The sequence below is a fragment of the Hymenobacter negativus genome (genome assembly GCF_017571495.1).
In the GTDB taxonomy this organism is placed as follows: Bacteria; Bacteroidota; Bacteroidia; order Cytophagales; family Hymenobacteraceae; genus Hymenobacter; species Hymenobacter negativus.
This window is the reverse complement of record NZ_JAGETZ010000012.1, coordinates 55,953-77,671: the sequence shown is the minus strand read 5'-3', so window position 1 is coordinate 77,671 and position 21,719 is coordinate 55,953. Positions and strand designations below refer to the sequence as shown.

The window sequence follows — 21,719 nt, the reverse complement described above, 5'->3', positions numbered from 1 at the left end:
GCCTTATTCAGGGTAGCGAATTAATTTAGTGTCAAAAGCCACAAAATCTGGTTCTGCTTTCACGTTCGTCAGTTCGGCTTGCCCCAAGGCAAAAACAGCGAAAAAGTGACGAGCGCGCGGATAATCCGTGCGCTTATAATAGTGCTCCCTAGCGGATAGGCAATGGTGAGGTCGGCCAAGTCCGTGACAAATAAGCTACTACTGACTCACCATCCCCGACGAATTGCCGCTACGTACATCCACTGAATTCGGAGCCTTCCTGCACCAGCAGTTGCCAGCCGGAATCAGGACTTTACCTTCGCCGTGAACCTTTTCACAGGATGGCATCTTGATAACCGTTGGAACCGGCCAAATAAAGCACCGGGAGATTGTTCCTCCTCTGAAACCAAAACAAGTAGTACCGTTACCGCATGAGACAGCTCAAAATCAGCAAGCAGATTACCAACCGCGAAAGCCAGTCGCTGGACAAGTATCTCCAGGAGATTGGCAAAGTGAACTTGGTATCCATCGACGAGGAAGTGGAACTGGCCCAGCGCATTCGCGAGGGGGACCAGATGGCCCTCGAAAAGCTGACCAAGGCCAACCTGCGCTTCGTCGTATCAGTGTCCAAGCAGTACCAGAACCAGGGCCTGACCCTGGGCGACCTCATCAACGAGGGCAACCTGGGGCTCATCAAAGCCGCCAAGCGTTTCGATGAAACGAAAGGCTTCAAGTTCATCTCCTACGCCGTGTGGTGGATTCGCCAGAGCATCCTGCAGGCCCTGGCCGAGCAGAGCCGCATCGTGCGCCTGCCCCTGAACCGGGTGGGCTCGCTCAATAAAATCAGCCGCTCGTTCTCGGAACTGGAGCAAAAGTTCGAGCGCGAGCCCTCCCCCGACGAGATTGCCGAGTTGCTGGAGCTGAGCACCTCCGAGGTGGTGGACACCCTGAAAATTTCCGGCCGCCACGTCTCGATGGATGCACCCTTCGTGCAGGGCGAGGAAAACCGCCTGCTCGACGTCATGGCGGACGAAGACGCGGAGCGCCCCGATGCGGGCCTGCTCAACGACTCCCTGCGCCGCGAGGTCCAGCGCGCCCTCTCGACCCTGACCATGCGCGAAGCCGACGTCGTGACGCTCTACTTTGGGCTGAATGGCCACGCGGCGCTGACGATGGAAGAGATTGGGGAGAAATTCGCGCTAACCCGCGAGCGGGTGCGGCAGATAAAGGAGAAGGCCATCCGCCGCCTCAAGCACACCACGCGCTCCAAGGCTCTCAAACCCTACCTCGGTTAGCCGCTACGGCTTAGCTGATAGCCTATTTTAATAGTATGGGAATTGTGAAGCAAATAGGATGCTGCTAAACAAATAGGCACCGACTCACAAGCCAGGTAGCTTGAATGATGTGATAAGACACGAATGCGTCTTAAGAATAGCCTAGGATGACAGTTTTCCACGTTCCCATCTACGTGGACAACTGCCACCGCGCCCCTGGTCTGCCACTTCTGGGCTTTCCGGGTCAGCATCGCGTTAATGGTAGAGCTGTCGGGGTGTCTGGTCGCTGGCGTATTAGTTCAGGCCGTTGGCCCATTTTTTTCGGCGGCCGGCCGGGTAAGAGGGAGCTTTGGTGACGTAAAGTTTTCACCTATCCTGGCCGTGGTGTCCACCGCGACTAGCCCAAGCAAATACTATAATACCCAAAACGGTCCCAATGCCAGCAACGGCACCGTAGTAGTGACCAAGTATGACAAATCCCAACAGCAAATCAGCGGCACATTCAGCTTCACAGCTGGCCTGGCATCCAGCAACCCTACTGCTACGGAATTTGTAACCGTTAGCAACGGCACCTTCTACCTACACGCCTTCCACTAGCCCGCTGCCCGGCAGCCACCGGTAGAGCTACTGGCTGCCTGTCACTGTTTGCCCCTTTTCGTCACCGCCCCATGCGTTACTACTTGCCTGCCTAAGCCTCGGCTTGCTCGTCCCCTTCGACCCCGAATGGGCTGCTATCGGGATGCCTTACTTGCAGCCAGCTCCACCTCAAATGTGGTGCCCTGCTCGGATAAGGAGTGGACCGTAAGCCGGCCGCCCAGCTTTTGCACGAACTCGCGGGTGAGACGCAGGCCCAGGCCGTGAGTGGGCGGCGGAGCGGTGTCGCTCAGTAATTGGGCGGGGCGGGCGGCTTCCAGGCCGGAACCGGTGTCGGTTATGCGCAAGCACACGGCGGCGGGCGTAAACTTAATGGCATTTTGCACCAGGTTTCGTAGCACCACGCGCAGGAAGTTCGGGTCGGTGTGGCAGTGCAGGCCGGGTGAGCAAGCCACCGCCAGCGCCACCTGCTTGCGCTGGGCCAAGGGTACATATATGGCCTGGATTTCGGCTAGGGCGGGCAACAGCACTACGTCTTTGGGCACGCGGTCGAGGCGGTCGAGTTGGTCTTTCGACCATGCCCTATTCAGGTGCGATGCCCTAAGCCAGCCCACCCTTACCCTTAGTAAATGTCGCCGTTACAGAGCCGCAGCAGGCGCTGGTACTCCGGGTTGCCGAAGCCGCTCCCACTGGCTACAGTAGCCTCTGGATTTGACAAAGGCCTATATTATCCCTGCCGGATTGTCGCCGAAGCTGCCACTGGGCAGGTTGGTAAAGGCCTCGAAGCCAGCGCTGGGCGCGGCATGGGCCACTGTGGCCCCGGTTAGGGCATTCACAACAACCTGGTCGACAAAAGCCGAGGATTTCCGTTGCACGGGGTATAAGCCGGTAGTGATAGCGGCTTTGTGGCACATACTGATGCCGGGGCGTGCCACTGGTTACTTAAGCGGGTGGCCTTCGTATAGCCCAGCATTGGTAACGCTACACCAATGCCCATCCCAACGCTATGGAGCACCTAAAAGCAGTATTGACCCGACATAATATTACCAGCTCAGCCATCGACAAGTTGGAAGCCTTTGCACCCCGGGATGGGTTCGTCGTATTGGCCGAGGAGGAATTTGAAGAACTGCGGGAATATCTCGGAAGTTTTCCGGTTTACCGATGCTTAGTGCCCTTTATGACCGACGATAATTCCAATTATTGGTGCCTGTATGTTGACGGACCTTTGAAAAATATGGTCTGTTATTTAAGCCACGAAGAGTTGGACCTAGCGCCCAGGTTTAGAAGCTTATCATCGTTCCTCGACACCCTCCATCAGCATCCCCACAGCAACGGCATTGAAGATTTTGAAGACCATTTTTTTGACTTTCCCAGCAGACAAATATCCCCCAAATACTTGCTGGACCGGGAAATTATCGGAGCGCTTTCCACTGCATTTACAGCTGAAACTGATGAAGACCAACTCCGAACCCAAACAGCGTTTGCCATCATGGCCCTCACCTCGCCAACTGACATTGAAACCCTGCTTTATCCCTTTCTGGACGATGAGGACCCGTACGTTCAGGAACGTGCCATTGAGCTCCTGGGCTTTCATCGCTACCAGCCAGCAGCAGCGAAACTGACTGCCCTGACCGTGAGCGCCAAACCTAATGGACGGACTGCTGCGAAAGTCGCGCTCAAGAAAATTACCGCATCCAGACTGTAAATCAACCGCGGACTCCTCCGTTAATTCCCTGCCTTATGACCCGCGACGAACTCCTGCGCCACTGCACCTGGGACGATTATGATTTCGCCAACATTACCGTCGAATCCGCCCTGTTTGGCTGCCCGGTCCAGGTGCGGTTCCTGCCCGAATTGGACTCAGGCCGCATCATTACCGAGCGCATGGTGGCCGTGCTGAACGACTTTCTGGCCCTTTCGCCGGATGAGCTGCCCACCGTCAAGCAGCTGCTGTGGGCCGATTGCCTGGATGATTTCGAGAACATCAACTACGGCTTTGGACCCGATACCGGCGAACCCGAGTTGGTGGTTAACCAACGCGAATTTGGTATCTACTCAGCCGATGATGCCTACGCGCAGAGCAACTTAACCTTGGTGTCCATTCCTGAAGAGCCGACGCTGCGCCACCGCTACGGCGCCATCGAGTTTGAGCCGGCCTGGGCCGGGCATGGGTGCAGCATTATCATGAAAGATGGCCAGCTCATCGCTACCTATTCCAACGACTATTATTTCGGCAGGTACGAAGACGATGCAGTGGCGTGAGGCCGGTACGGCCAAGCACACGGTTCGCTAAGGATAATAACTTAGTAAACCTTGTCCGCGTCGACCGTTGGCTTACTTGCCTGGGCTGACCAACGTGGCCGTACCCTCGTGCCCGATTTCCGGTGACCGAGCCAATTCTTTGCCAGCCAAGTCTTCCCAGCGGTAGTAGTGGAAAGTGCGGTCAGTGGACATGGCCACGAACAATCCATGCGGAAAACCCGGCAGCGCGGTATTAGTCATGTCGGAGCCGTCGCTGACCTGGGCGGCCACGCGCACCACTTTCAGGAGCGGGTGGCTGTAGGGCTGGGCAGGTGTACCCTCGCGGCGGAAGATGTGGAACTGGTTGGCGCCCTGGTCCGACACCAGCAGATAGCCGGTTTGTGGGCCAGTTTTGTAAATGGAAATGCCTTCGTGGTCCTCCGTGAAGCCCGTGGTGGCGAACAGGGCCAACTCGACATCGCCTTTGGCAGGGTCGGCGAAGTACTGGCGCACGCCCACGCCTTCGTCGGAGTAGTAGACATAACCTAGCTCGTTATCGACGGCAATGGATTCGATTTCCTTCTTGCCGCTCCACTTCCCGAACTTGCGCACCACGGTGGCCTTTATATGTCCCGTGCCGTCGTCGCTGAGCTGGTATTGCCAGAGGTAGCCTTCCCTCGGCCCCACCTTGCGGCCCACGATGGCGAAGAGTGCGCCGTCGGTGGGACGGGTGTAGAACGCAATGCCCATGGGCAAGCGTTCGGCCAGCGGCTCGCCGACAAATACGGCGAGGTTGCCAAGGTCAAGGGGCTGCATGTCGGGCAAGCGGAAGGCCCGAAGCCGGAACTGCTCGCGCTCGGTGGCGAGCGCAAAGTCGGTGAGCTGCCCACTGAGCTTCAGGCCGTAGGCAATATCCACGTTGTTGGGGCGGCGCAGGTTGTGCACTGTTTTGCCCGGCAGCATCTTGCCGTGCAGGTCGAAGACATACAGGCCGCCGTCGGCATCCTTGTCGGTGCCCACGATGAGGCTCCGGGCCGGGTCGGTGGGGTTAATCCAGATGGCGGGGTCATCGGTGTCGTGCGGCACCGGGTCGGTCACGACGACGGGCTGCACCACGGCCGAAGGGGCGGGCTGCGTCAGGCTGGCCGTGGTGGCCACTGAGTGGCATTGCGTTAGCAGTGCGGCCGTGGCCAACCTGCCAGCTAGGCTCAGAAGGGAAGTCGGAGAAAAGCGCACGAGCAACAGGCAGAAGCAGGGTGACTTAGTATTGGTTGCCCGAGCCGTTTGCCTGGTAGGCGCCGGCATCTACTCCGGGCGCGGTGCTCGTGGGCGTGAAAATGCCCGGCACGTTCACGCTGCTCACGGCATTGAGCGGCTGAAAAGATGTGTAGCCCTTGCCCAAGGCGGGCGAGCCGGCTTGCAGATGCAGGTTGTCGGCTGGCTTGAGGAAGTTGGTCCACTGAATGGTCGTGGTGGGGGCCGCCGTGGTGCCTGAGGCCGTCGTCAGGTCGAAAGACTGGAAGCGGGGGCTGTTGGCCTGGGCCGCGCCGCGGGTGTCGGTGCTTTTGCTACGGGTGAGCGAGCCGGCGGTGGCGGCGTTGAGCTCGGCGGCTTGGTCGGTGGTGTTGGCGTAGTAATACTGGTTGCCATAACGCACGTTGGCCGTGTCGGGACGGTCGTCGGAGCGCAGGCGCAGGCCAAAGCGGCAGTTCACAATCAGGTTGTTATAGATTAAGCCTTTGGCCTGCACCTCGTAGTTGATGGAGCCACCGCGGCCGGATTTGGTCTGGCGGTAGCCGCAGTTGGCGAAGGTGTTGTTGTAGGTTGCCACGTTGGTTTGCACCGGCGAGCCAGCCACCGAGGCCACTTTCGCGCCGTTGGTAGCGCCCCCCACAAAGACGTTGTAAGCAATATCGCCCACGCAGCCGGCCTTCACGTTCACCGCCTCGCCGCCAGCCTTGCCCGTCTTCTCAAACTTGTTGCGCATGACGCTGAAGTTGGCGTTTTGCAGGCGGATGCAGTCGTCCACCGAGCCGTGGATGTAGGAGTCTTCCAGCACAAAGCGGGCGTTGGCCTTGCGGGCCAGCATGGAGATGCCGAATTTGGGGTCGCCAGCCGCGTAGCCAGTGGGGGCGTTGGCGCCGTAGGGCCCGCCCACATAACCCATATTAGTCCATTTCATGGCGATGAGCGAGGCGCCGTCGCCGTTGATGCCGCCCCAGTAGCCTTTGAAGGACGGGTCGGCGGCCACGTCCACCACGGTCGAGGGGTCGCTCTTCAGGTTGTCGGCCACGTTGATGTCGACTGGCTGGCTTTTGGTGCCGGTGCTCAGCAGCACGCCGTTGATGAAGAAAGTGGGGTTGTTGGTGGCCTGGCCGAAAGTACTAGGCGTGCGCGGGTTACCGATGACAATAATCTTCACGCCGGCCTGAATCCAGAGCGTGTCGCCGTCGTTCACAGTCACGTCCTTGGTCATATAATACGGCGCAGTGCGACCCGGAATCGTGCCTTTCAGGGGGCTGCGCAGGGTGTCGCCGGAGAATTTCTCGCCCACTACCCGCTCCGGAGTAGCCACTTCGGTCTTGTCGTTGCAGGACGATAGCGCCGCGCCGGCCGCCAGCAGCAGCGCCATGGCCGCACGGGAATAAAGAGTGTTTGTCAACATGGGGTTGGGATGGTTAGGACAAGGCAGAGCTTGGCCGATTAAGGGATTGAGAAATCAGAGAGGATGTAGGGGCAAGCCCCGCCCCTACAGCTTGAACCGCAGCCCGAGCAGGTAGTAGGCCTTATAGGTCTGGTTGACCACGGCTAGGCGGTCGGCTTGGTCCTGGTAGGGGAATTGGTTGGGCTGGTAGGGGTTCGTGGCCCGGATGTCGACCTGGTAGGGCGTGTTGAGGAGATTCTGGGCTTTCACGTAGGCCATCAGAGCATAGCGGCTGGAGGCTTTGGTCAGGCGCTTTTCAGCCGAGAAATCCAGTTGTGATTGGGCGCGCTGCCAGTAGTCGAGGCCCACGTACTGGCCCACCTGCACGATGCGGGCGCCGGTGTACACGTAGGACAGCTGCGTGTCCAGGCCGTTGCGCACGTTTTTGTAGAGCAGCGACACGTTGGCGACGTGCTTAGATTGACCTTGCAGCGGCCGGGTCTGGGGCACCAGGGTGCGCGCGTCGTCGGTGGTAGCCACACGTTTTTTATCGGTCGTTATGTCGGACACCGTGAAGGTGTAGTTGGTCGAGATACCAACCAAGCCCCAGAATTTAACCCCCACCCACTCGAAGCCGTAGTTGGTAGCCGAGCCAAAGTTGTTGGGCTGGTACACGGTGAAGGCCGTGCTCGGCAGCGTGACCAGGCCGTACTCAATTGGGTTTTTGATGCGCTTGTAGAACATGCCGGCCAGCACCTGGTCGTTGCCTGCGCCGAAGAACTCGTAGCGCAGGTCGAGATTATTGGCTTGGGTACGTTGCAAGTAGGGGTTGCCGGCTTCAGCGTAGGTGTCCGTCACGCTACCCGAATTATTGTAGGGCGTGATTTCGAAATAGCTGGGCCGGCTGATGGAAGCGAAGTAGGAGGCGCGTAGGTTCTGTCGCTTGCTCAGAGCGTAGCGCAGGTGCAGGCTGGGTAGCACGTCGGTGTACTGCTGGCGGCCCTGATAAGCCGGTTCGGTGCGGGGAAGGCTGGTGAGGTAGCCTTGGTCGGTGTGTTCGACCCGGGCCCCGCCCAGCACTTCCAGCGCGCCCTTTGTGAAGCGCAGCTGCCCGTATCCTGCACTCATTTTCTCCGTGGCCGTGTAGTTGTTCGCCCCCACGTAAATGCCCAGCGGGTTGAACACCGTGTAAGGCTCGCTGCGAATATCTTGCTCATTAGTAGCCGGCTGGCCCGAGGCCCGCAGGTCGTAGGAGAGGTAGCGGTTTGTGCGGTCTTTGTCGCGGTAGAGCGCCCCGGCCGATAAGTCAAATTCCTCTGTGAGACGATAGGTAAGGTTGAGGTAGAGCGCCTTATCCTGGTCCACGTTGTCGAGCCAGACGCGGGTAGCATTCTGGTAGCGGTTACCCGAGGAGGTGAGCTTCAGCGGCTGCTCGGCCAGGTCGGGCACGTTGTTGGTGGCGCGGGAGTACACCAACGACCAGTTAGCGACCAGGCGGCCCAGTTCATGCTGGCCCTGCAATGTGCCGCTGGCAATGGTCTGCCGCTGGAAGCGCGAACGTAGCAGCATGTCCACATCGGGCCGGGCCGGGCGCTTGTAGGTGGTATCGGTCTGGTAGCGGGTTTGCAGCTCGTCAAGCTTCAGGTACAGGCCGTAGAAGCGCAGCGTGTTGCGCGGGTTCAGGCGGTAGTCGAGCTTGGCATTCAGGCCCGTGCGGCGCTGTTGGGTGGAGTACTGCTGTACCCGTAGTTCCTTGATTTGCGGCTGGTTGTTGATGTCGATGTTGGCATCGTAGAAGTAGCCGTCCGAGCCTCGGCTGGTGTTCTGGTAGGAGCCGGCCAGCAGCAGGCCGAAGCGCTGGTCTTTGCCGTAGCGGCTGCCAAAAGTCAGGTTGCCCAGCAGGTTAGGCGCCGGCGTTTTCTTGGTGAAGCGCAGCCAGGGAAAGTCGCTGGCTTTGGCCTCGTAGGCGGAGCCAAACCGCTCGGCGGGCGACTTCTTCTGGATGTCGTTGGCATCAAATCCCTGAAACGGCCGGTCAAAAAATAGCTGCCCGTAGCCCGTGCCCAGCTGGCCCGATAAAGTGCGCTCGGCGGGCGCGTCCTTCATCACCATGTTCACGACCCCGCCGATGGCGTCGCCCTCCATGCTCGGTGTGAGGGCCTTGGTCACCTCCAACCGCTGCAACAGGTCGGCCGGGAAAATGTCGAGCGGCACGTAGCGGTTGTAGGGGTCGGGCGAGGGAATCTTGATGCCGTTGACCAGCGTGTAGTTGTAGCGCTTGTCCATGCCGCGCAGGATGGCGTAGCGCCCGTCGCCGTTGGTGCTGCGCTCCAGCGTCACGCCCGACACGCGCTGTAGCACGTTAGCCACCGTAATGTCGGGCGAAGCCTGAATGGCCTGGGCCGACAGCACGTTCATCACACTGGGTGCTACCTGCTCGGTGCGGCGGGCAGCGCCGTCCTCTTCCTTGTTGAGCTGCCCCTGCACGGTCACCTCGCTTAGCTCCTGGTTCTGGTCGGTCAGACGCAGGTTCAGGACCGGGCTGGGGTTGGCGGCCGTCACGCTCAGGGTCTGGGCCAGCGGAGCGTAGCCTACCGACTGCCCCACCACTTCGTACTCACCCACTGGTACGTCGCGCAGGGTAAACGAGCCATCCAGACCGGCTTGGCCGTTATGTCCGGTGTTCTTCAAAAAGACCACCGAGCCCACCAGTGGCTCCCCCGTGCGGGCATCGGTTACGCGGCCTCTCACAGTGCCCGCCAGCGCCGTTAGCGGCAGCACGAGCAGGAGAAACAGGCAGCAATACAGGTGGCGCATGGCGAAAAGACGGGTAGCGGATTTGGTGTCCCAAAATTCCCATTCGCCTTGTCCACTCACCAAGAAACGACCGTGAACAAAAAGGCAACAAGCCGTTTTTCACCGTAAACAATCTGTTGCAAACCCAAATTTATTCTAGTTAACCAACTGACTAACAAAGCGTATTAGCCCTGTACTCGTAGCCATTATGCTTGTGTTACCGGAACAAGTGCTCTGCGTAAAGCGCCATCATAGCGTTTGCAGAAAAGCCGTCAGGCTTTCGCCGGCGGGCAGGTTCAGGCGCTTGCGGAGGCGGTAGCGCATCACCCGCAAGCTATCGAGCGACACGCCCAGCGAAGTGGCAATGTCCTGCGAAGTGAGGTTTATTTTGAGCAGCGCCACCAGCCGCCGCTCGCCGGCCGTAAGGGTGTCGCAGTGCTGGTGCAGCTTGTCGAAAAAGGGCTGGTGTACCTGCTCAAACGTGCTGCGAAAGTCTTCCCAGTGCTGGTCGTGGTGGACGTTCTGCCCAATCTGGTGGAGCAGTTGCTTGAGCTGTTTTTTCTGGTCACGCTTCTCTTCCTTCACCAGTTGGCCTAGCTGTCTGCGCAGCTCTTCTAGCAACTGGTTTTTCTGGATGACGTGCAGGGTGTGCGCGCTCAGCTCCCGGCTGCGGGCAGCCAGCTCTTGCTTTAAGTTGTCTTCTTCCAGCTGCTTGTTTTTAAGTTCCAGCTGCAGCAGCTCGTGCTGGGCTTCGTAGATGCGCCGGTTTTGCTCGCTCAATACTACGCTGCTACGGATTTTCAGCTGTTGCCGGCTGATGGTGGCCCAGGCCAGCCCCAGCAGTAGCAGGCCCAGGCCCGCGCCCGCCGCCAGCAGCACCCGGTTGAGGTAGCGCGCTTGACCAAGCTGGGCAATCTGCTGGTCTTTGCGCTCCAGGTCGTAGAGAGTTTGCAGCAGGGCCAGCTGCTGCTGATTGGTAGCGGAGTAGGTCGCCACCTGATATTTACGACTCAGCGCCGAGTAATAATAGGCGCTATCGTTGCGGCCGAGCAGGCTGAAGGTTTTGGCCAGGTCGCTGTAGGCCCCGCTGAGCTGGTGGTGCTCGCCGGTTTTTTGGGCCAGCACCAGCGCTTCCCGCGTCTGGTGCAGTCCCGCCGCGTAGCGGCCGGTTTTGCGCAGCACGTCGCCCAGATTGTTAAGAATTTCAATCTGAGCTATTTCATCGCCGCTACGCTGGCTCAATCGCAGGGCCTGCGCAAAGTAAAACTGTGCAGAATCGTAGCGCGCCCAATTCTCGAAGATGCTGCCCAGGTTCTCGTAAATCTTGCCCACGCCTGCTTGGCTGGCGCTGCGCCGGTAGTGCCACAGGGCGAGATGTTGGTAGTGAAAGGCGCTATCGTTGCGCTCCAGCTTTTCGCAGAGGTGCCCGATTTTGCCGTACGTCATGGCTAAGCCGTGCTCATTGCCGGCGCGCTGGTTGAGGGCCAGCGCCAGCTTGTACTGCTGGCGGGCCTGCGCCGGCTGTTTGTTGGCAAAATACAGTGCCCCGAGGTCGTTGAAGTTGTCGGCCAGTTGAGCTTGCTGGTTTAATTGGGCAAAAAGCTGGCCTGCTTTGCGATGGAAATCAAAGGCTTGCGGGTATTGCCCCAGATGGTAGCAAATCCGACCCATGGCCTGTAGGCTCGTGGCGGCAGTGCCGTCGTCATGGTTTTCTACGGCGTGGTTGTACTGCCGTTTCAGGTCCAGAAGCAGCGAATCGGGCTGGCCGGTGGGCCGCACGGCGGGCGCCAACTGCTCAATGCTGCTTATCAGGTCTGGCTGTGCCCGCACCGTTCCCGGTAGTAGCAAGCTCGACAGGAGTAAATAGAAAAGGGCGAAATAAAATCTCTTGGTAGCAACTAGCCTTGCCATTGGGAACGATGATGGTCCAGCCATTGAAGGTAGCTGCTACCACAGCCTTCCGGGTTTTATCAAATTATGAAGTCCGTTTCAATTAACGTCAACGCCTTATTGCTTATGCTTGACTTGAGAACCAACAGCAGGAGTGCCACAGAATAAAGTATTCCGCTTTGCTAATCGACCTATGCGGCATAGCATTGACCTTTATTTTACAGCGAGGGAGCCTAGCTAATTGGCTTTGAAACAACTCCAAAACGTTGGCATGATGAGCCACGAGGAGCCCGCGCGAGGCCCCTACCAAATCCTCGGGCACCGTGTCGCGCACGTCCCAACTCACGATTTTACGCGAGCAGCGGTCGAGCCAGACGGCCACATATTTTCTTCGCTCTCCCAGTAGCTACAAACCCAATTCCTTGGCCGAGTTGTGCTGGCGCACGTTGTCGAGGCGGGTATAGCGCCGAATCATGGCACTGGTCTTGTGCTTGGTCTGGTTCATCACCTTGCTGTCGTCGGCTCCGTTCAGTTTCGAGACGGTGACAAAGGAGGCCCGCAGCGAGTGGGCCGTGTAGCCGCGGCCCAAATACTGCTGGGCAATCAAATTGATGTACTTGCTCGTCATCCGCCGCATGGTGAGGCGCTGGTTCTTGCGCAGGGACACAAACACGCAGCCTTCGGTACGATTCAGGACGCGCAGCCAGGCCTGCAGCGCGCGGATGGGGCACAATTGCGGGTCTGGCGAGTAAAAGATGGCCTTTTCTTCGGCCTGGCCCAACTGGTTGGTTTTGCTTTTGTCAAGCGAGACCACGAGGCCTTCTTCGTCGAAGGCCAAATCCTCGATGTTAAGGGCTTCCAGTTCGGAGCGCCGAAAAGCTCCAGCAAACCCCAGCAGCAGCAGGGCCCGGTTGCGCAGCCCCGTGGGCGTCGTCACATCCATGCTCCTGATGGTGTGCTTGAAGTTGGCCAGCGTAAAAGCGGCGGCCTGCTTGATGCGGGTTTTCTTCTCACGGGCGATGCCCTTGAGCAACACCTTAATTTTCTGGTTGGCCGAAGGCGAGTCCAGCCCAGCCAACTCGTGGGCTTTGACGATGGCCGCCACATGGCGCTGGATGGTGGCTACCTTCTTGCCAGCGTCGGCCAACTCCGTCAGGAAACCCGCGAGTGCCTCGACCGGGGCCGGCAAGGATTCGAGTTGGTGCTGCTGGCACCAGGCGGTGAAGCGCTGCCAGTCGCCGGCGTAGGCTCGGATGGTATTGGCCGCCCCGCGCAAGCCGGATTCGACGTAGCGGCCGGTGGACTCGACCAGATGCGCGGGCACCAACGAAGTGGGTGATGACGGGACGGCGGGCAGATGGCTCATGACAACCTATACAATGAAGGAGTAAAACGACGAAAGGCCGCCACGTTTCAAAGATAATTGGGTATTATCAGTCGTTATGATTTTTATTCGGAGTGAGAAACGCTTCCTTAAAAATGGCCAAAAAATTTATGGGTCGTTTCCCAAAGTTCAAGAATGTAGCCAGCCGTAAACTGCTTGTCACAACAAATGCGAGCATCGCACACCAAAGAACAACTGCTTCATTAATGTGAGCGGCCGTTACTTGTTGGTGCTATACTTCACCGTGTCACTCATCGACACCTTATGCATCGGTGAGCCCATTGTCTAGAATTACCGGCTTTGAAAAATCAGGTAATTCTACGCTAAAAGATAAAGCGGATGGCCAGTTCCTTTACGGAGTATGCCACCCGTCCAGGTAGGTGCCTTTCACAATCTTTCCACGCCGATGATTCCGCACAAGCTAATCACCATTCCCCCGGTAGTGACGCCGGCCAATTTCGAAGACGTGATGCAGCAAGCCATTGCCCTTGAGCTGGCGACAATTCCCACTTACCTGTCAACGTACTATTCCATCAACCGCGCGCAGGACCAGGATGCCCTGTATGCCACGCTGCAGGCTCAGTTGGCCACTCGGCCGGGCGTGACCAGTGCGGATGTTGACGCACTAGCCCAAGAGCTTAAGCTGGACGTGCTGGTTTACGCCAACAAAACGGCGGCTCTCGTCATGAGCGTGGTTATTGAGGAAATGCTGCACTTGGCTCTGGCCTGCAATGTGAAGCAAGCCATTGTTGGGCCGCCGGACCTATTGAGCATCAACGAAGCCCTGGTGTTTCCCACTATGCTCGATGGTCACGAACCGGAATTTCCCATCAACGCCGCCCGGCTGAGCTTGGCGCAGCTGTCCACCTTTCTGCAAATCGAAAGCCCACGGCCTTTCACGAACTCGGCCGATGCGGCAGAAAAAGCCCCGGACGTAAAATATAAAACCATCGGCCAGCTCTACCTCGACATTCAGCAGTGCATCGCCGATAATTACCCCGGCCCTTACCCGGCCCGGCCGCAGCTGGTTTCGGCCCCCAAAGCAGCGGCGCGCCACCGGCCGTACTATTCGCAAAACTCCATCAACACGGTGTACTACGACCGGGAGCACGCCCCCAAGTTTGCCAGCAGCAGCGACAGCGGCGACCTAATCGGGGTGGTAGATGCCCCGTCGGCCTTGGCGGCGATAAATGAAATCATGCACCAAGGCGAGGGCAATATCAAGGACAACCAGAGCGAGCTGCGCTTTGGGCCCAACGGCATGCCCATTCCCCTGCCGGTGAAAAACGGGGAGGTTCAATTCAAACCCGGCGACTACGACGACACGCCCGATGCCGAGCTGTCGCATTTTGCAAAATTTCTCGAAGCCTATAGCCTAGGGGTACACTACCAGCAAAAATTCGAGGACATCGGCGGGCTCGATGACTTTTTTAGCTATTTCGTGTATGACCAGGCAGCCGACCCCAAACTGGTTGATTACCTAGCGTCGGGCAATACGGCCCTGGCGTGCTGCGCGCAGCTTGGAAATGCCATCTTCACCTACATTTTGCTCATGATTGAGGCCTGTTATTCGGCGGATGAGGACACGCAGTTCCGGGTGTTTTTGTACGGGGTACACAAGTCGATGATTTGGCTGTTGAGCGGCATCGGCAACGGCATCCGGAACTATACCTACGCCCGGGGAAACCGGACCTACGCCGGCTCGCTGACGTTTGAGTACTTTAATTTTTCGAGGGCCAATCCCGTATCACCAAAGCAACAGATTATGGCCCTGGTTGAGCAACTGGCCCTGGCCGACCCCACTAACTGGGGCTGGCTGACGCTGCCGGAAAACTCGGCCTACTGGCCCTCCCTGCCCGACGTCCGGCTCGACCACCGCGTGGTGGCGCACGTGCCGGCCGTACCGGCATAGTCCATTCCAACGATATCGCCAACGTATCCAGCTCATGGAAAACATCCAACCCGCCCTAGAGCTTCATGTCTGCATGGGGCTCAACTCCTGTGAAAACCAGGGATATTCCGGCAAGAATAATTGCGCCGGCATGGGCGACTGCTCCACAGTCAATCACGCCTGCCATACCCTAAACGAATGCAAGGGCCAGGGCGGCTGCGGCCTGTTTGGCACCACGGAAGAGTTCTGCTTCCCGTCGCAAAACGACTGCCGCTACCAAGGTAGTTGCGGAGCTCCCATTTTGGATTCCCGCTTCATTACCCAGGGCCCCAACCGCGGGCGTAGTGTTTGGCAGCTGGCCCGCCAACGCTTTGAGGAACAACGCGCAGCCGCACGGCAGCCGGTTGGAGCCCCACCGGCCGGACCCAACGGACCCAGCAATGCCTACGTCAACCAGCTTAAGGGGCAGCCGGCTTCCCACGATAACTCCTCTTGTGGGCAAAGCGGCGACCGGCAGTGCTCCTACGCGGCCGACCCAGCTGCCCGCGCCTTGGCCGCCCGGCAACGGGTGCAGGCAATGGCCGCGGAAAGCGCCCGTGCCATGCCCGCCACCCTAGCTACCTGCCGTTCCGATGAGGGCTGAGTCAGTTCCCAACCTCGGGCTTGGGCTGGGCCTGCGCAGCCGGCATTTCAACCACATTTTGGCCGAACAGCCCGCGGTGGATTGGTTCGAGGTAATTTCGGAAAACTTCATGGATTCGCACGGGCGGCCCCGGCAGGTGCTCCGGCAGATTGCCGAGCGTTATCCGGTGGTCATGCACGGCGTCTCGCTGTCCATTGGCAGCACCGACCCCTTAAATTTTGACTACCTCAAAAGCCTTAAAACCTTGGCGGCCGAAGTGAAGCCGGCCTGGGTCAGCGACCATCTGTGCTGGACGGGGATGCTGGGTGTCAATTCCCACGACTTGCTGCCGTTACCCCTGCACGAGGAATCCCTGCGACACGTCTGCATTCGCGTCCGGCAGGTACAGGACTACCTGGAGCGGCCATTGGTTATCGAAAACCCGAGCACTTACGCCACGTTTCGGCACTCCACCATGCCGGAATGGGAGTTTTTAACGCGCCTGACGCAGGAAACCGGCTGCAACTTGCTGCTGGACGTCAACAACGTGTACGTGTCGGCCTTCAATAATGACTTTGACCCGGCAGCATACATTCGAGCCCTGCCCCACGACAAGATTGTGCAGCTGCACCTAGCCGGTCATCAGAACTGCGGCAACTACCTCATCGACACGCACGACCGCGAGGTGAACAGCTCGGTGTGGCAGCTGTTTAAACTGGCGTACACCCTCACAGGAGGCTCTTCGGTGCTACTGGAATGGGACGGCAACATCCCCGATTTTCCCGTGTACCACGCCGAGCTGTTGAAAGCCCAGCAGTACATGGCGGCAACTTTTGAGCAGGCGGGCGACCTACCACCGGTGGCCAGCGCGGAGCAATTGTCGACTCCCTTGCACGTGATGGTGCCGGAACTGCGCCTCTGACCTTGTATGATGGTGGAAGCAAGCGATTTTTTGCCGTTGCCAGCCTTTCAGCAGTGGATGCAGCAAGCCTTGCTCGACCCGCAGCAAGCGACGGCGGCGGAAGCAGTGCTCAACCACTCGGCGCGGCTATCCGCGCAGGAGCACCTGGCCATCTATCAGCGCAGTTACATGGCGCGGCTGCGCGGCTGCATGGCGCAGCAGTTTAGTGCGTTGGAGTACGCGCTGGGGGAAGAGCTTTTTCGGGTTTTTGCCGATGATTACCTGACAGCTTACCCTTCCCGTCATTACAATCTGGCGGAACTGGGCCGGCTTTTCCCGGCCTACCTCCAATCCAACCGGCCCGATGCGTTGAGCGAAGACAAGGAGGACTGGATTGATTTCATTGTTGAGCTGGCCGGATTTGAGTACGCCCTCAACGTGCTTTTTGACCAGCAGGCCGAAGAAAACTACCACCTAGCGGGCCTGGAAGACGACGAAAGCGAACTGGCGCTGGTGCCCACCTGCACCCTGTTCCGGTTTCAGTTTCCAATCAACACGTTTTACACCCAATTCAAAAAAGGCGAGTGCCCGCCCCTACCCTTCGCGGGTACTAGCCAGTGCGTGGTGCTACGGCACGAGTACCAGTTGACAGTGTACGACATACAGCCGGTACCTTACGAGTTTTTAACGCTGCTGGCGACGGGCATGTCCGTTCCCGCAGCCCAAGCTGCTTTCAGCCAGCGCGCCCCAGTGACCCAGCTGTGGCCAGTGTGGAAAAAAAACTGGGTGGAAGCAAACCTATTCCGGGTCCGGCCGAAGGCAGGCTAGTATTCGGTCGGCAGATTTATGCAAAGGATGGAAAAAGCAGCCACCCACTTCGGAAAGCGAGCCGCAATAGGAGTGCACTGTCTAGGGAGTTCTGCTATGAGAATCTTTGAGGATTTATCCAGCTATTCGAGTAGCTACACAGTATAGCTAAGGTGGCTAGGCAAACGGGTGAATCAGGGCAGAATAAGACCTCATCTTTCGAATGTCATCAAAGACAGCTGCCAACCCGTCAAACGGCATTGTTACAACGCACCTTCCGAGCCGAAGCCTTGCGTTTGGTGAGCAAAAGCCGCTCGACTCAAGCGTATACCCGCACGCTGATTATCAGCCCGGAGCAGCTATATAGGCCGACTTACGCTGCAGTGATAACGCAAACGGACGGGGACAGCATGGTGGCTAGCGATGGCCGGCTGAATGGAAGAAAAAAAGGTGGCGCTAGGGCTCAGCTACTGACCCTGCCGGAAGTCGCGCGGGGACTGGCCGGTTTTGGTTTTGAAGAGCTTGGTGAAGTGCGATGGGTAGGCAAAGCCCAGCGCGTAGGCGATTTCGCTCACGCGCTTGTCGGTGCCCCAGAGTAAGGCCTTGGCCCGCTCCACCAATTCCAAGTGGATGTACTCCTGGGTGGTTTTGCCCGTGGTTTTGTGTAGCACGTCCGTCAGGTAGGCTGCCGATACGCGCAACTTGCCGGCCAGGTACGCAACGCTGGGCAGGCCGTGCTCGGCCAGGGTGTCGCCCGTGAAGTAGCTTTTGAGCAGCCGCTCAAACTGCAGCAGGTCCGAGTTCGTGGGCGCGCGGGTGATGAACTGCCGGGCGTAGAAGCGGTTGCAGTACTGCATCAGTAGCTCCAGCTGACTAACTAGCACCCCTTGGGTGTGTGCGTCGATGGGCAGCGCGCACTCGCGCCGGAGGTGGTCGACGCACTGGCGCAGTATTCGGTTTTCTTCGTCGGAAACGTGTAGGGCCTCGTGGCTGTCGTAGTAGAAAAATCGGTACTGCTCAATTTTTCGACCCAGCTCCGTGCCCCGCAGCAGGTCCGGGTGAAAGTATATGCCCCAGCCTTCTTTGATGTGCCCCTCGGCGCTGGTCGTCAGCACTTGGTTGGGCGCCGTGAACAACAGCGTGCCCGCTTGGAAGTCGTACTGACCCCGGCCGTAGCCCAGCACCCCATCGAATTGCTTGCTGACGATGCCGTACAAGCCCAGCCGCACGGAGTAGGCCGCCGTCGGTTGGGGCAGTTGGGCCATGTCGAGCACCGTCAGCAACGGGTGCCTGGGCTTGTCGCCGAGGCGGGCGTGCAGCGCGTGGATGGAGTCGATGGACGTGATGGTGGACATAAAACGAGTAAAAGTTACCTCCTGGCTGCCCACTAGTAGGCAATGTGTACGTGATTTACCCTTGCGCTTTCTCCGCCACCGGCTGCCATTCCTTCCAAGTGGTCAGTCGCTGCTGGTACGCGGGCTCAATCAGGCGCAGGGGCATCGCTCCAAGTAGCAGGCGCAAGGGAGGCGTTTCGGCAACCAGTAGCTGCAGGATGGCTTCGGCCGTGGCCTCCGGCTTGCCCAGGTAGGCGGCGCTGTTGGCCCACTGCTTTTGCATGGCCTCGCGCTGGGGGGCGTAGGCGGGATTGGGCTGGCTGTGGGCGGCAGAAGTCGTGCCCCAGTCGGTCGAGTAGCCCCCGGGCTCCACCAGGGTCACGTGGATGTTAAAGGGTGTCACCTCCTGGCTCAGGCTATCACAAAGGCCCTCCATGGCCCATTTCGAGGCGTGGTAGATACCCAGGCCCGGGAACGTAAGGATGCCGCCGATGCTCGATACCTGGATGATGTGCCCCTGCTGCTGCGCCCGCATGATAGGCAGTACAGCCTGGATGCACCAGAGCGAGCCGAAGACGTTGGTTTCTAGTTGCTGCCGAGCTTCGTCCTCGCTGATTTCCTCGATATAACCAAACTGGCCGTAGCCGGCGTTGGAAATCAGCACGTCGAGGCGCCCAAAGTGTGCGTGGGCCTGGTTGACCGCCGCCGTGCAGGCTTCCCGGTTCGTCACGTCCAGCGCCAAGGGCAACACGGCTGCGCCGTAGCGGCTCGTCAGCTCGGTCAGGGTGTTGATATCGCGGGCGGTGGCGACGACCTGGTGGCCCTGCTCTAGGGCGGCTTCGGCCCAAATGCGCCCAAATCCTTTGGACGTGCCCGTGATGAAAAGTATTTTGCTCATGGGAAAGATGCTTGTGTAAAAAAGGGTGTGTTGACCAAACAAAGGTCAAACCGGCCCCAAGCGTCCCACTTATACATATTCGGCCATTGCTTATATCATTACCGGGCCGAGCGGTCGCGGCAAGGGCACGCTTCTTTTACTTTTTTGACCAATCTCACTAACGATGGAAAGGGAATGAAATAATGGTTTCATTAAGTTAGCCGCAAGCTCAAAGTGCTGAGTCCGAGCAGAGGGCTAAAGTTTGACCCGAACTGCAATTGCATGTAGCTCGGCAACTGCACTAGTTCAATAAGCGGGTTCAGCACCCACCATCATACTGGATAAGCCATTGTAACAGAAAGCTGATTTGACCGCCGTGGAACAAACTCATTAAATGCGGTGCATTTCGCCTTGCATGGCCCGCTGAAGCAACAGCCGGCCCCGGTGTAGCCGGGCCTTGATAGTGCCGACCGGAACCTGCTGCTGTTGCGCTATTTCTTCGTAGCTCAACTCATGAAAGTAATGCAGCTGTACTAGTTGGTGGTATTTCAGCGGCAGCGCTCTCACGGCTTGCTGCAACCGTTCGGCGCGCTGCGCTTGAATCACAACTTCGGAAGGAAGCGGGGCTGGGTCGGGATAATCCAGCTGGAAGGTCTCATCACCGTTGCTGCCTTGCGGCGCGTTGAGGGAAACCGTCGATAAGCGGCGCAGCTCCAAGAAGGCAAGACAGCAGTTGGTGGCCACCCGAAATAGCCAAGTACTGAAGGCGAAGGTTGGTTTGAAACGAGGCAGGTACTTGAACGCCCGCACAAAAATCTCCAGCGTAAGGTCTTGGGCGGCATCCGTCTGGCTTACGAATCTTTGTACCAGGCGCCGGATGGGCTTCTGATAGGAATCCCAGATTTCCTGGTAGGCTTTTTCATCCTGGCAGCCAATGATGCGTCGAATCAACTCAAAGTCTCGCAAGGCTTTGGCCGAGTACGTTTTGTTGGCCGTCAGCGGGTAGCCATTGACCATAGGCCAAGATAAATCAGCCGTAACCGACAAAGAAGGGTCGAAGTGAGCCATGATGTGAAGGACGAATAGTTGAATTGACTGACCAGTGCCGAGGGAGCGCGAGGCGCTGGCATAGCAAGGCTAGCGGCGGCAGTAGGTGGTGAATCAATCGTCATACCACAGTGGCCACTTTTCGTAAGCTGCGGCAACAAAAAGCCCTCCAAAGACCGGGAAAGGCATTTTATGGGTCGAAATTGCCTAACGGGTTTCGCTTGCTTTTGGTAATCGATTTTGGACGTCTCCAAAATAGTGGGGATAGTTCGCCTTATTTGGAGGGCTGTGCGGCAGCCAGGCAGGTGCCCTAAGCTGTTCTACTGCTGGTAGTATGGCCGCTTCTGGGCTACAGCTGCCACCGCCACGAAAGAGCCCCGCACTGGCCGCAGCTATTGCTGGCAACCGGCGCGGGGCTTCCCGATACAGTGGCTGGCCCTTGCAGAAACAGTCCACCGAGGCTAGCCTAGATACCAGAGGTATTTTCCCAAATTCAGTTTCACGTCGCCGGGTTGGTGCAGGCCTTTGCCGAGCAGGTTCTTGACGCGGGTTTGCACGGGAGCCGTTGCCAGCGACTGGAAAAAGCGTGTCTGCGAATCCATCAGCTGCTGGTTATTAGGCAGCACGGCTCTTTCATTCAGGCTGGCTTGGTAGGCGGTAACGGCTACCTTCTTGAACGCAGCAATGCGCTCACAGAGAGCCCCTGGCTATGCGTCAGCACTGGCGCTGGGCGGGGCTTGGGTGGCCAGGTAGCGACTGGCGGCCTGCGCCATTGTCACCAGGCCGGCACCGGCCATGATGAAGTCCTTAACAACCAAGCGGCCCGCCCCACTCAGATAGGGGAAGCCGTGCTGGGCATCGCCCAGACTGGGCACCCAGGCCTCGGGGGTGGTCACCAGAAAGGAGAGCGTTACCAGCGACATACCGAAGCATAAAAAGCTGCCCACGGCCGAAACACCGGGAGCCAGCGGATACAGGGCTATCAACAGGCCAATCAGCACAATAGCGCTGCCGAGGCCATAAGCAAAGGTGTACGTGTGGTTGGCCTGGTGCCAAGCCACGTTGGCGGGCTTGTACTCGCCTTCCTTATTGAGGTGCTGCTGGTAATCGGGGGCCGGGTAGCGGTAAAAAAAGCTCATCAGCGGGCTATTGGCCACGAAGGGCACGATGCCGGCCGCCTCATAGCGGCAGACTTTTAGGCCCCCAATCCAGAGCAGCACCACGATGAGGGCCAGCCGGGTTAGGTGCACCCCAACCCGTTGCAGGGAAGCGGCCAGACGAAAGAATGGAACAAGCATAAGTATTTGAATTACAAATTATTTTAGAGAATTAATTGCAATCGATAACGCATCAACCCAGAGCCTGCGCAAGCAAAGGCGCCCCCAGCTCTAGCGGGGAATTTGGGAGGGCGGGCAAGGCATAGCGCTGCTCGACATAG

At 58.5% G+C, this 21,719-nt stretch carries 20 protein-coding genes; 8 read left to right on the top strand and 12 right to left on the bottom strand.

Annotated features, from left to right (window positions below; genetic code table 11):
* Positions 1–410 precede the first annotated feature (410 nt).
* A complete protein-coding gene (locus tag J4E00_RS21305; RefSeq protein ID WP_208177304.1) occupies positions 411–1,274 on the top strand; it encodes an RNA polymerase sigma factor RpoD/SigA in 864 nt (287 codons plus the stop codon).
* Positions 1,275–1,637: 363 nt separating this feature from the next.
* Entirely contained in the window at positions 1,638–1,850 is a 213-nt protein-coding gene (locus J4E00_RS30060) for a DUF6252 family protein (RefSeq protein ID WP_208177303.1), read from the top strand.
* A gap of 134 nt (positions 1,851–1,984) precedes the next feature.
* On the opposite strand, the gene J4E00_RS21295 is transcribed toward J4E00_RS30060, so the two are convergent.
* Both J4E00_RS21295 and J4E00_RS21290 read right to left on the bottom strand, forming a co-directional pair.
* A complete protein-coding gene (locus J4E00_RS21295) occupies positions 1,985–2,461 on the bottom strand; it encodes a sensor histidine kinase (protein WP_208177302.1) in 477 nt (158 codons plus the stop codon).
* A gap of 108 nt (positions 2,462–2,569) precedes the next feature.
* Positions 2,570–2,722: a hypothetical protein gene (locus tag J4E00_RS21290; protein WP_208177301.1), complete on the bottom strand. Its 153-nt coding sequence runs from the start codon at positions 2,720–2,722 to the stop codon at positions 2,570–2,572.
* A gap of 131 nt (positions 2,723–2,853) precedes the next feature.
* On the opposite strand from J4E00_RS21290, the gene J4E00_RS21285 reads away from it, so the two are divergent.
* Both J4E00_RS21285 and J4E00_RS21280 read left to right on the top strand, forming a co-directional pair.
* Positions 2,854–3,552, top strand: a complete 699-nt coding sequence (locus J4E00_RS21285) for a hypothetical protein (RefSeq protein ID WP_208177300.1) — start codon at positions 2,854–2,856, stop codon at positions 3,550–3,552.
* A gap of 35 nt (positions 3,553–3,587) precedes the next feature.
* Entirely contained in the window at positions 3,588–4,109 is a 522-nt protein-coding gene (locus J4E00_RS21280) for a DUF6985 domain-containing protein (RefSeq protein ID WP_208177299.1), read from the top strand.
* Positions 4,110–4,181: 72 nt separating this feature from the next.
* On the opposite strand, the gene J4E00_RS21275 is transcribed toward J4E00_RS21280, so the two are convergent.
* The 5 genes from J4E00_RS21275 to J4E00_RS21255 form a co-directional block, all read right to left on the bottom strand.
* The gene (locus J4E00_RS21275; protein WP_317196656.1) at positions 4,182–5,324 is read right to left on the bottom strand and encodes a phytase; all 1,143 of its coding nucleotides are present in this window, start codon (positions 5,322–5,324) and stop codon (positions 4,182–4,184) included.
* A gap of 25 nt (positions 5,325–5,349) precedes the next feature.
* The gene (locus tag J4E00_RS21270) at positions 5,350–6,753 is read right to left on the bottom strand and encodes a hypothetical protein (RefSeq protein WP_208177297.1); all 1,404 of its coding nucleotides are present in this window, start codon (positions 6,751–6,753) and stop codon (positions 5,350–5,352) included.
* Positions 6,754–6,837: 84 nt separating this feature from the next.
* Positions 6,838–9,549, bottom strand: a complete 2,712-nt coding sequence (locus tag J4E00_RS21265) for a TonB-dependent receptor (RefSeq protein WP_208177296.1) — start codon at positions 9,547–9,549, stop codon at positions 6,838–6,840.
* 228 nt (positions 9,550–9,777) lie between these two features.
* Positions 9,778–11,376, bottom strand: a complete 1,599-nt coding sequence (locus J4E00_RS21260) for a tetratricopeptide repeat protein (RefSeq protein ID WP_208177295.1) — start codon at positions 11,374–11,376, stop codon at positions 9,778–9,780.
* A 448-nt stretch (positions 11,377–11,824) separates the two neighbouring features.
* Positions 11,825–12,784: a tyrosine-type recombinase/integrase gene (locus tag J4E00_RS21255; RefSeq protein ID WP_208177294.1), complete on the bottom strand. Its 960-nt coding sequence runs from the start codon at positions 12,782–12,784 to the stop codon at positions 11,825–11,827.
* A gap of 424 nt (positions 12,785–13,208) precedes the next feature.
* Here J4E00_RS21255 and J4E00_RS21250 point away from each other — a divergent pair, with 424 nt between their 5' ends.
* From J4E00_RS21250 to J4E00_RS21235, 4 genes are read left to right on the top strand one after another with little or no spacing between them, the layout of a single operon-like run.
* The gene (locus J4E00_RS21250; protein WP_208177293.1) at positions 13,209–14,714 is read left to right on the top strand and encodes a ferritin-like domain-containing protein; all 1,506 of its coding nucleotides are present in this window, start codon (positions 13,209–13,211) and stop codon (positions 14,712–14,714) included.
* Positions 14,715–14,748: 34 nt separating this feature from the next.
* On the top strand, positions 14,749–15,336 hold the full coding sequence (locus tag J4E00_RS21245; protein WP_208177292.1) for a hypothetical protein: 588 nt from the start codon (positions 14,749–14,751) through the stop codon (positions 15,334–15,336).
* Positions 15,326–16,237, top strand: coding sequence for a DUF692 domain-containing protein (locus tag J4E00_RS21240; protein WP_208177291.1), 912 nt, complete (start codon positions 15,326–15,328; stop codon positions 16,235–16,237). The genes J4E00_RS21245 and J4E00_RS21240 overlap by 11 nt, the downstream gene beginning before the upstream one ends.
* A 6-nt stretch (positions 16,238–16,243) precedes the next feature.
* Positions 16,244–17,044, top strand: a complete 801-nt coding sequence (locus J4E00_RS21235) for a DNA-binding domain-containing protein (RefSeq protein ID WP_208177290.1) — start codon at positions 16,244–16,246, stop codon at positions 17,042–17,044.
* Between the two features lie 446 nt (positions 17,045–17,490).
* Here the strand turns inward: J4E00_RS21235 and J4E00_RS21230 are convergent, their stop codons facing one another.
* The 5 genes from J4E00_RS21230 to J4E00_RS21210 all read right to left on the bottom strand — a co-directional run bounded on the left by J4E00_RS21230 (position 17,491) and on the right by J4E00_RS21210 (position 21,579).
* Positions 17,491–18,378 carry a helix-turn-helix domain-containing protein gene (locus tag J4E00_RS21230; RefSeq protein WP_208177289.1) on the bottom strand — a complete coding sequence of 296 codons (888 nt, stop codon included), beginning with the start codon at positions 18,376–18,378 and terminating at the stop codon, positions 17,491–17,493.
* 55 nt (positions 18,379–18,433) lie between these two features.
* Complete coding sequence (locus J4E00_RS21225; protein ID WP_208177288.1) at positions 18,434–19,255, bottom strand: SDR family oxidoreductase; 822 nt, start codon at positions 19,253–19,255, stop codon at positions 18,434–18,436.
* A gap of 369 nt (positions 19,256–19,624) precedes the next feature.
* On the bottom strand, positions 19,625–20,302 hold the full coding sequence (locus J4E00_RS21220; RefSeq protein ID WP_208177287.1) for an RNA polymerase sigma factor: 678 nt from the start codon (positions 20,300–20,302) through the stop codon (positions 19,625–19,627).
* A gap of 440 nt (positions 20,303–20,742) precedes the next feature.
* Complete coding sequence (locus J4E00_RS21215) at positions 20,743–20,883, bottom strand: hypothetical protein (RefSeq protein WP_208177286.1); 141 nt, start codon at positions 20,881–20,883, stop codon at positions 20,743–20,745.
* Between the two features lie 105 nt (positions 20,884–20,988).
* On the bottom strand, positions 20,989–21,579 hold the full coding sequence (locus J4E00_RS21210) for a DUF417 family protein (protein WP_208177285.1): 591 nt from the start codon (positions 21,577–21,579) through the stop codon (positions 20,989–20,991).
* Positions 21,580–21,719 lie beyond the last annotated feature (140 nt).

Bases quoted from the DNA above. Each gene is read 5' to 3' on its own strand.
- J4E00_RS21305 (WP_208177304.1), top strand. From the start codon at position 411: ATGAGACAGCTCAAAATCAGCAAGCAGATTACCAACCGCGAAAGCCAG.
- J4E00_RS21285 (WP_208177300.1), top strand. From the start codon at position 2,854: ATGGAGCACCTAAAAGCAGTATTGACCCGACATAATATTACCAGCTCA.
- J4E00_RS21280 (WP_208177299.1), top strand. From the start codon at position 3,588: ATGACCCGCGACGAACTCCTGCGCCACTGCACCTGGGACGATTATGAT.
- J4E00_RS21270 (WP_208177297.1), bottom strand. From the start codon at position 6,753: ATGTTGACAAACACTCTTTATTCCCGTGCGGCCATGGCGCTGCTGCTG.
- J4E00_RS21265 (WP_208177296.1), bottom strand. From the start codon at position 9,549: ATGCGCCACCTGTATTGCTGCCTGTTTCTCCTGCTCGTGCTGCCGCTA.
- J4E00_RS21255 (WP_208177294.1), bottom strand. From the start codon at position 12,784: ATGAGCCATCTGCCCGCCGTCCCGTCATCACCCACTTCGTTGGTGCCC.
- J4E00_RS21250 (WP_208177293.1), top strand. From the start codon at position 13,209: ATGATTCCGCACAAGCTAATCACCATTCCCCCGGTAGTGACGCCGGCC.
- J4E00_RS21245 (WP_208177292.1), top strand. From the start codon at position 14,749: ATGGAAAACATCCAACCCGCCCTAGAGCTTCATGTCTGCATGGGGCTC.
- J4E00_RS21240 (WP_208177291.1), top strand. From the start codon at position 15,326: ATGAGGGCTGAGTCAGTTCCCAACCTCGGGCTTGGGCTGGGCCTGCGC.
- J4E00_RS21235 (WP_208177290.1), top strand. From the start codon at position 16,244: ATGATGGTGGAAGCAAGCGATTTTTTGCCGTTGCCAGCCTTTCAGCAG.
- J4E00_RS21230 (WP_208177289.1), bottom strand. From the start codon at position 18,378: ATGTCCACCATCACGTCCATCGACTCCATCCACGCGCTGCACGCCCGC.
- J4E00_RS21225 (WP_208177288.1), bottom strand. From the start codon at position 19,255: ATGAGCAAAATACTTTTCATCACGGGCACGTCCAAAGGATTTGGGCGC.
- J4E00_RS21220 (WP_208177287.1), bottom strand. From the start codon at position 20,302: ATGGCTCACTTCGACCCTTCTTTGTCGGTTACGGCTGATTTATCTTGG.
- J4E00_RS21215 (WP_208177286.1), bottom strand. From the start codon at position 20,883: ATGGATTCGCAGACACGCTTTTTCCAGTCGCTGGCAACGGCTCCCGTG.
- J4E00_RS21210 (WP_208177285.1), bottom strand. From the start codon at position 21,579: ATGCTTGTTCCATTCTTTCGTCTGGCCGCTTCCCTGCAACGGGTTGGG.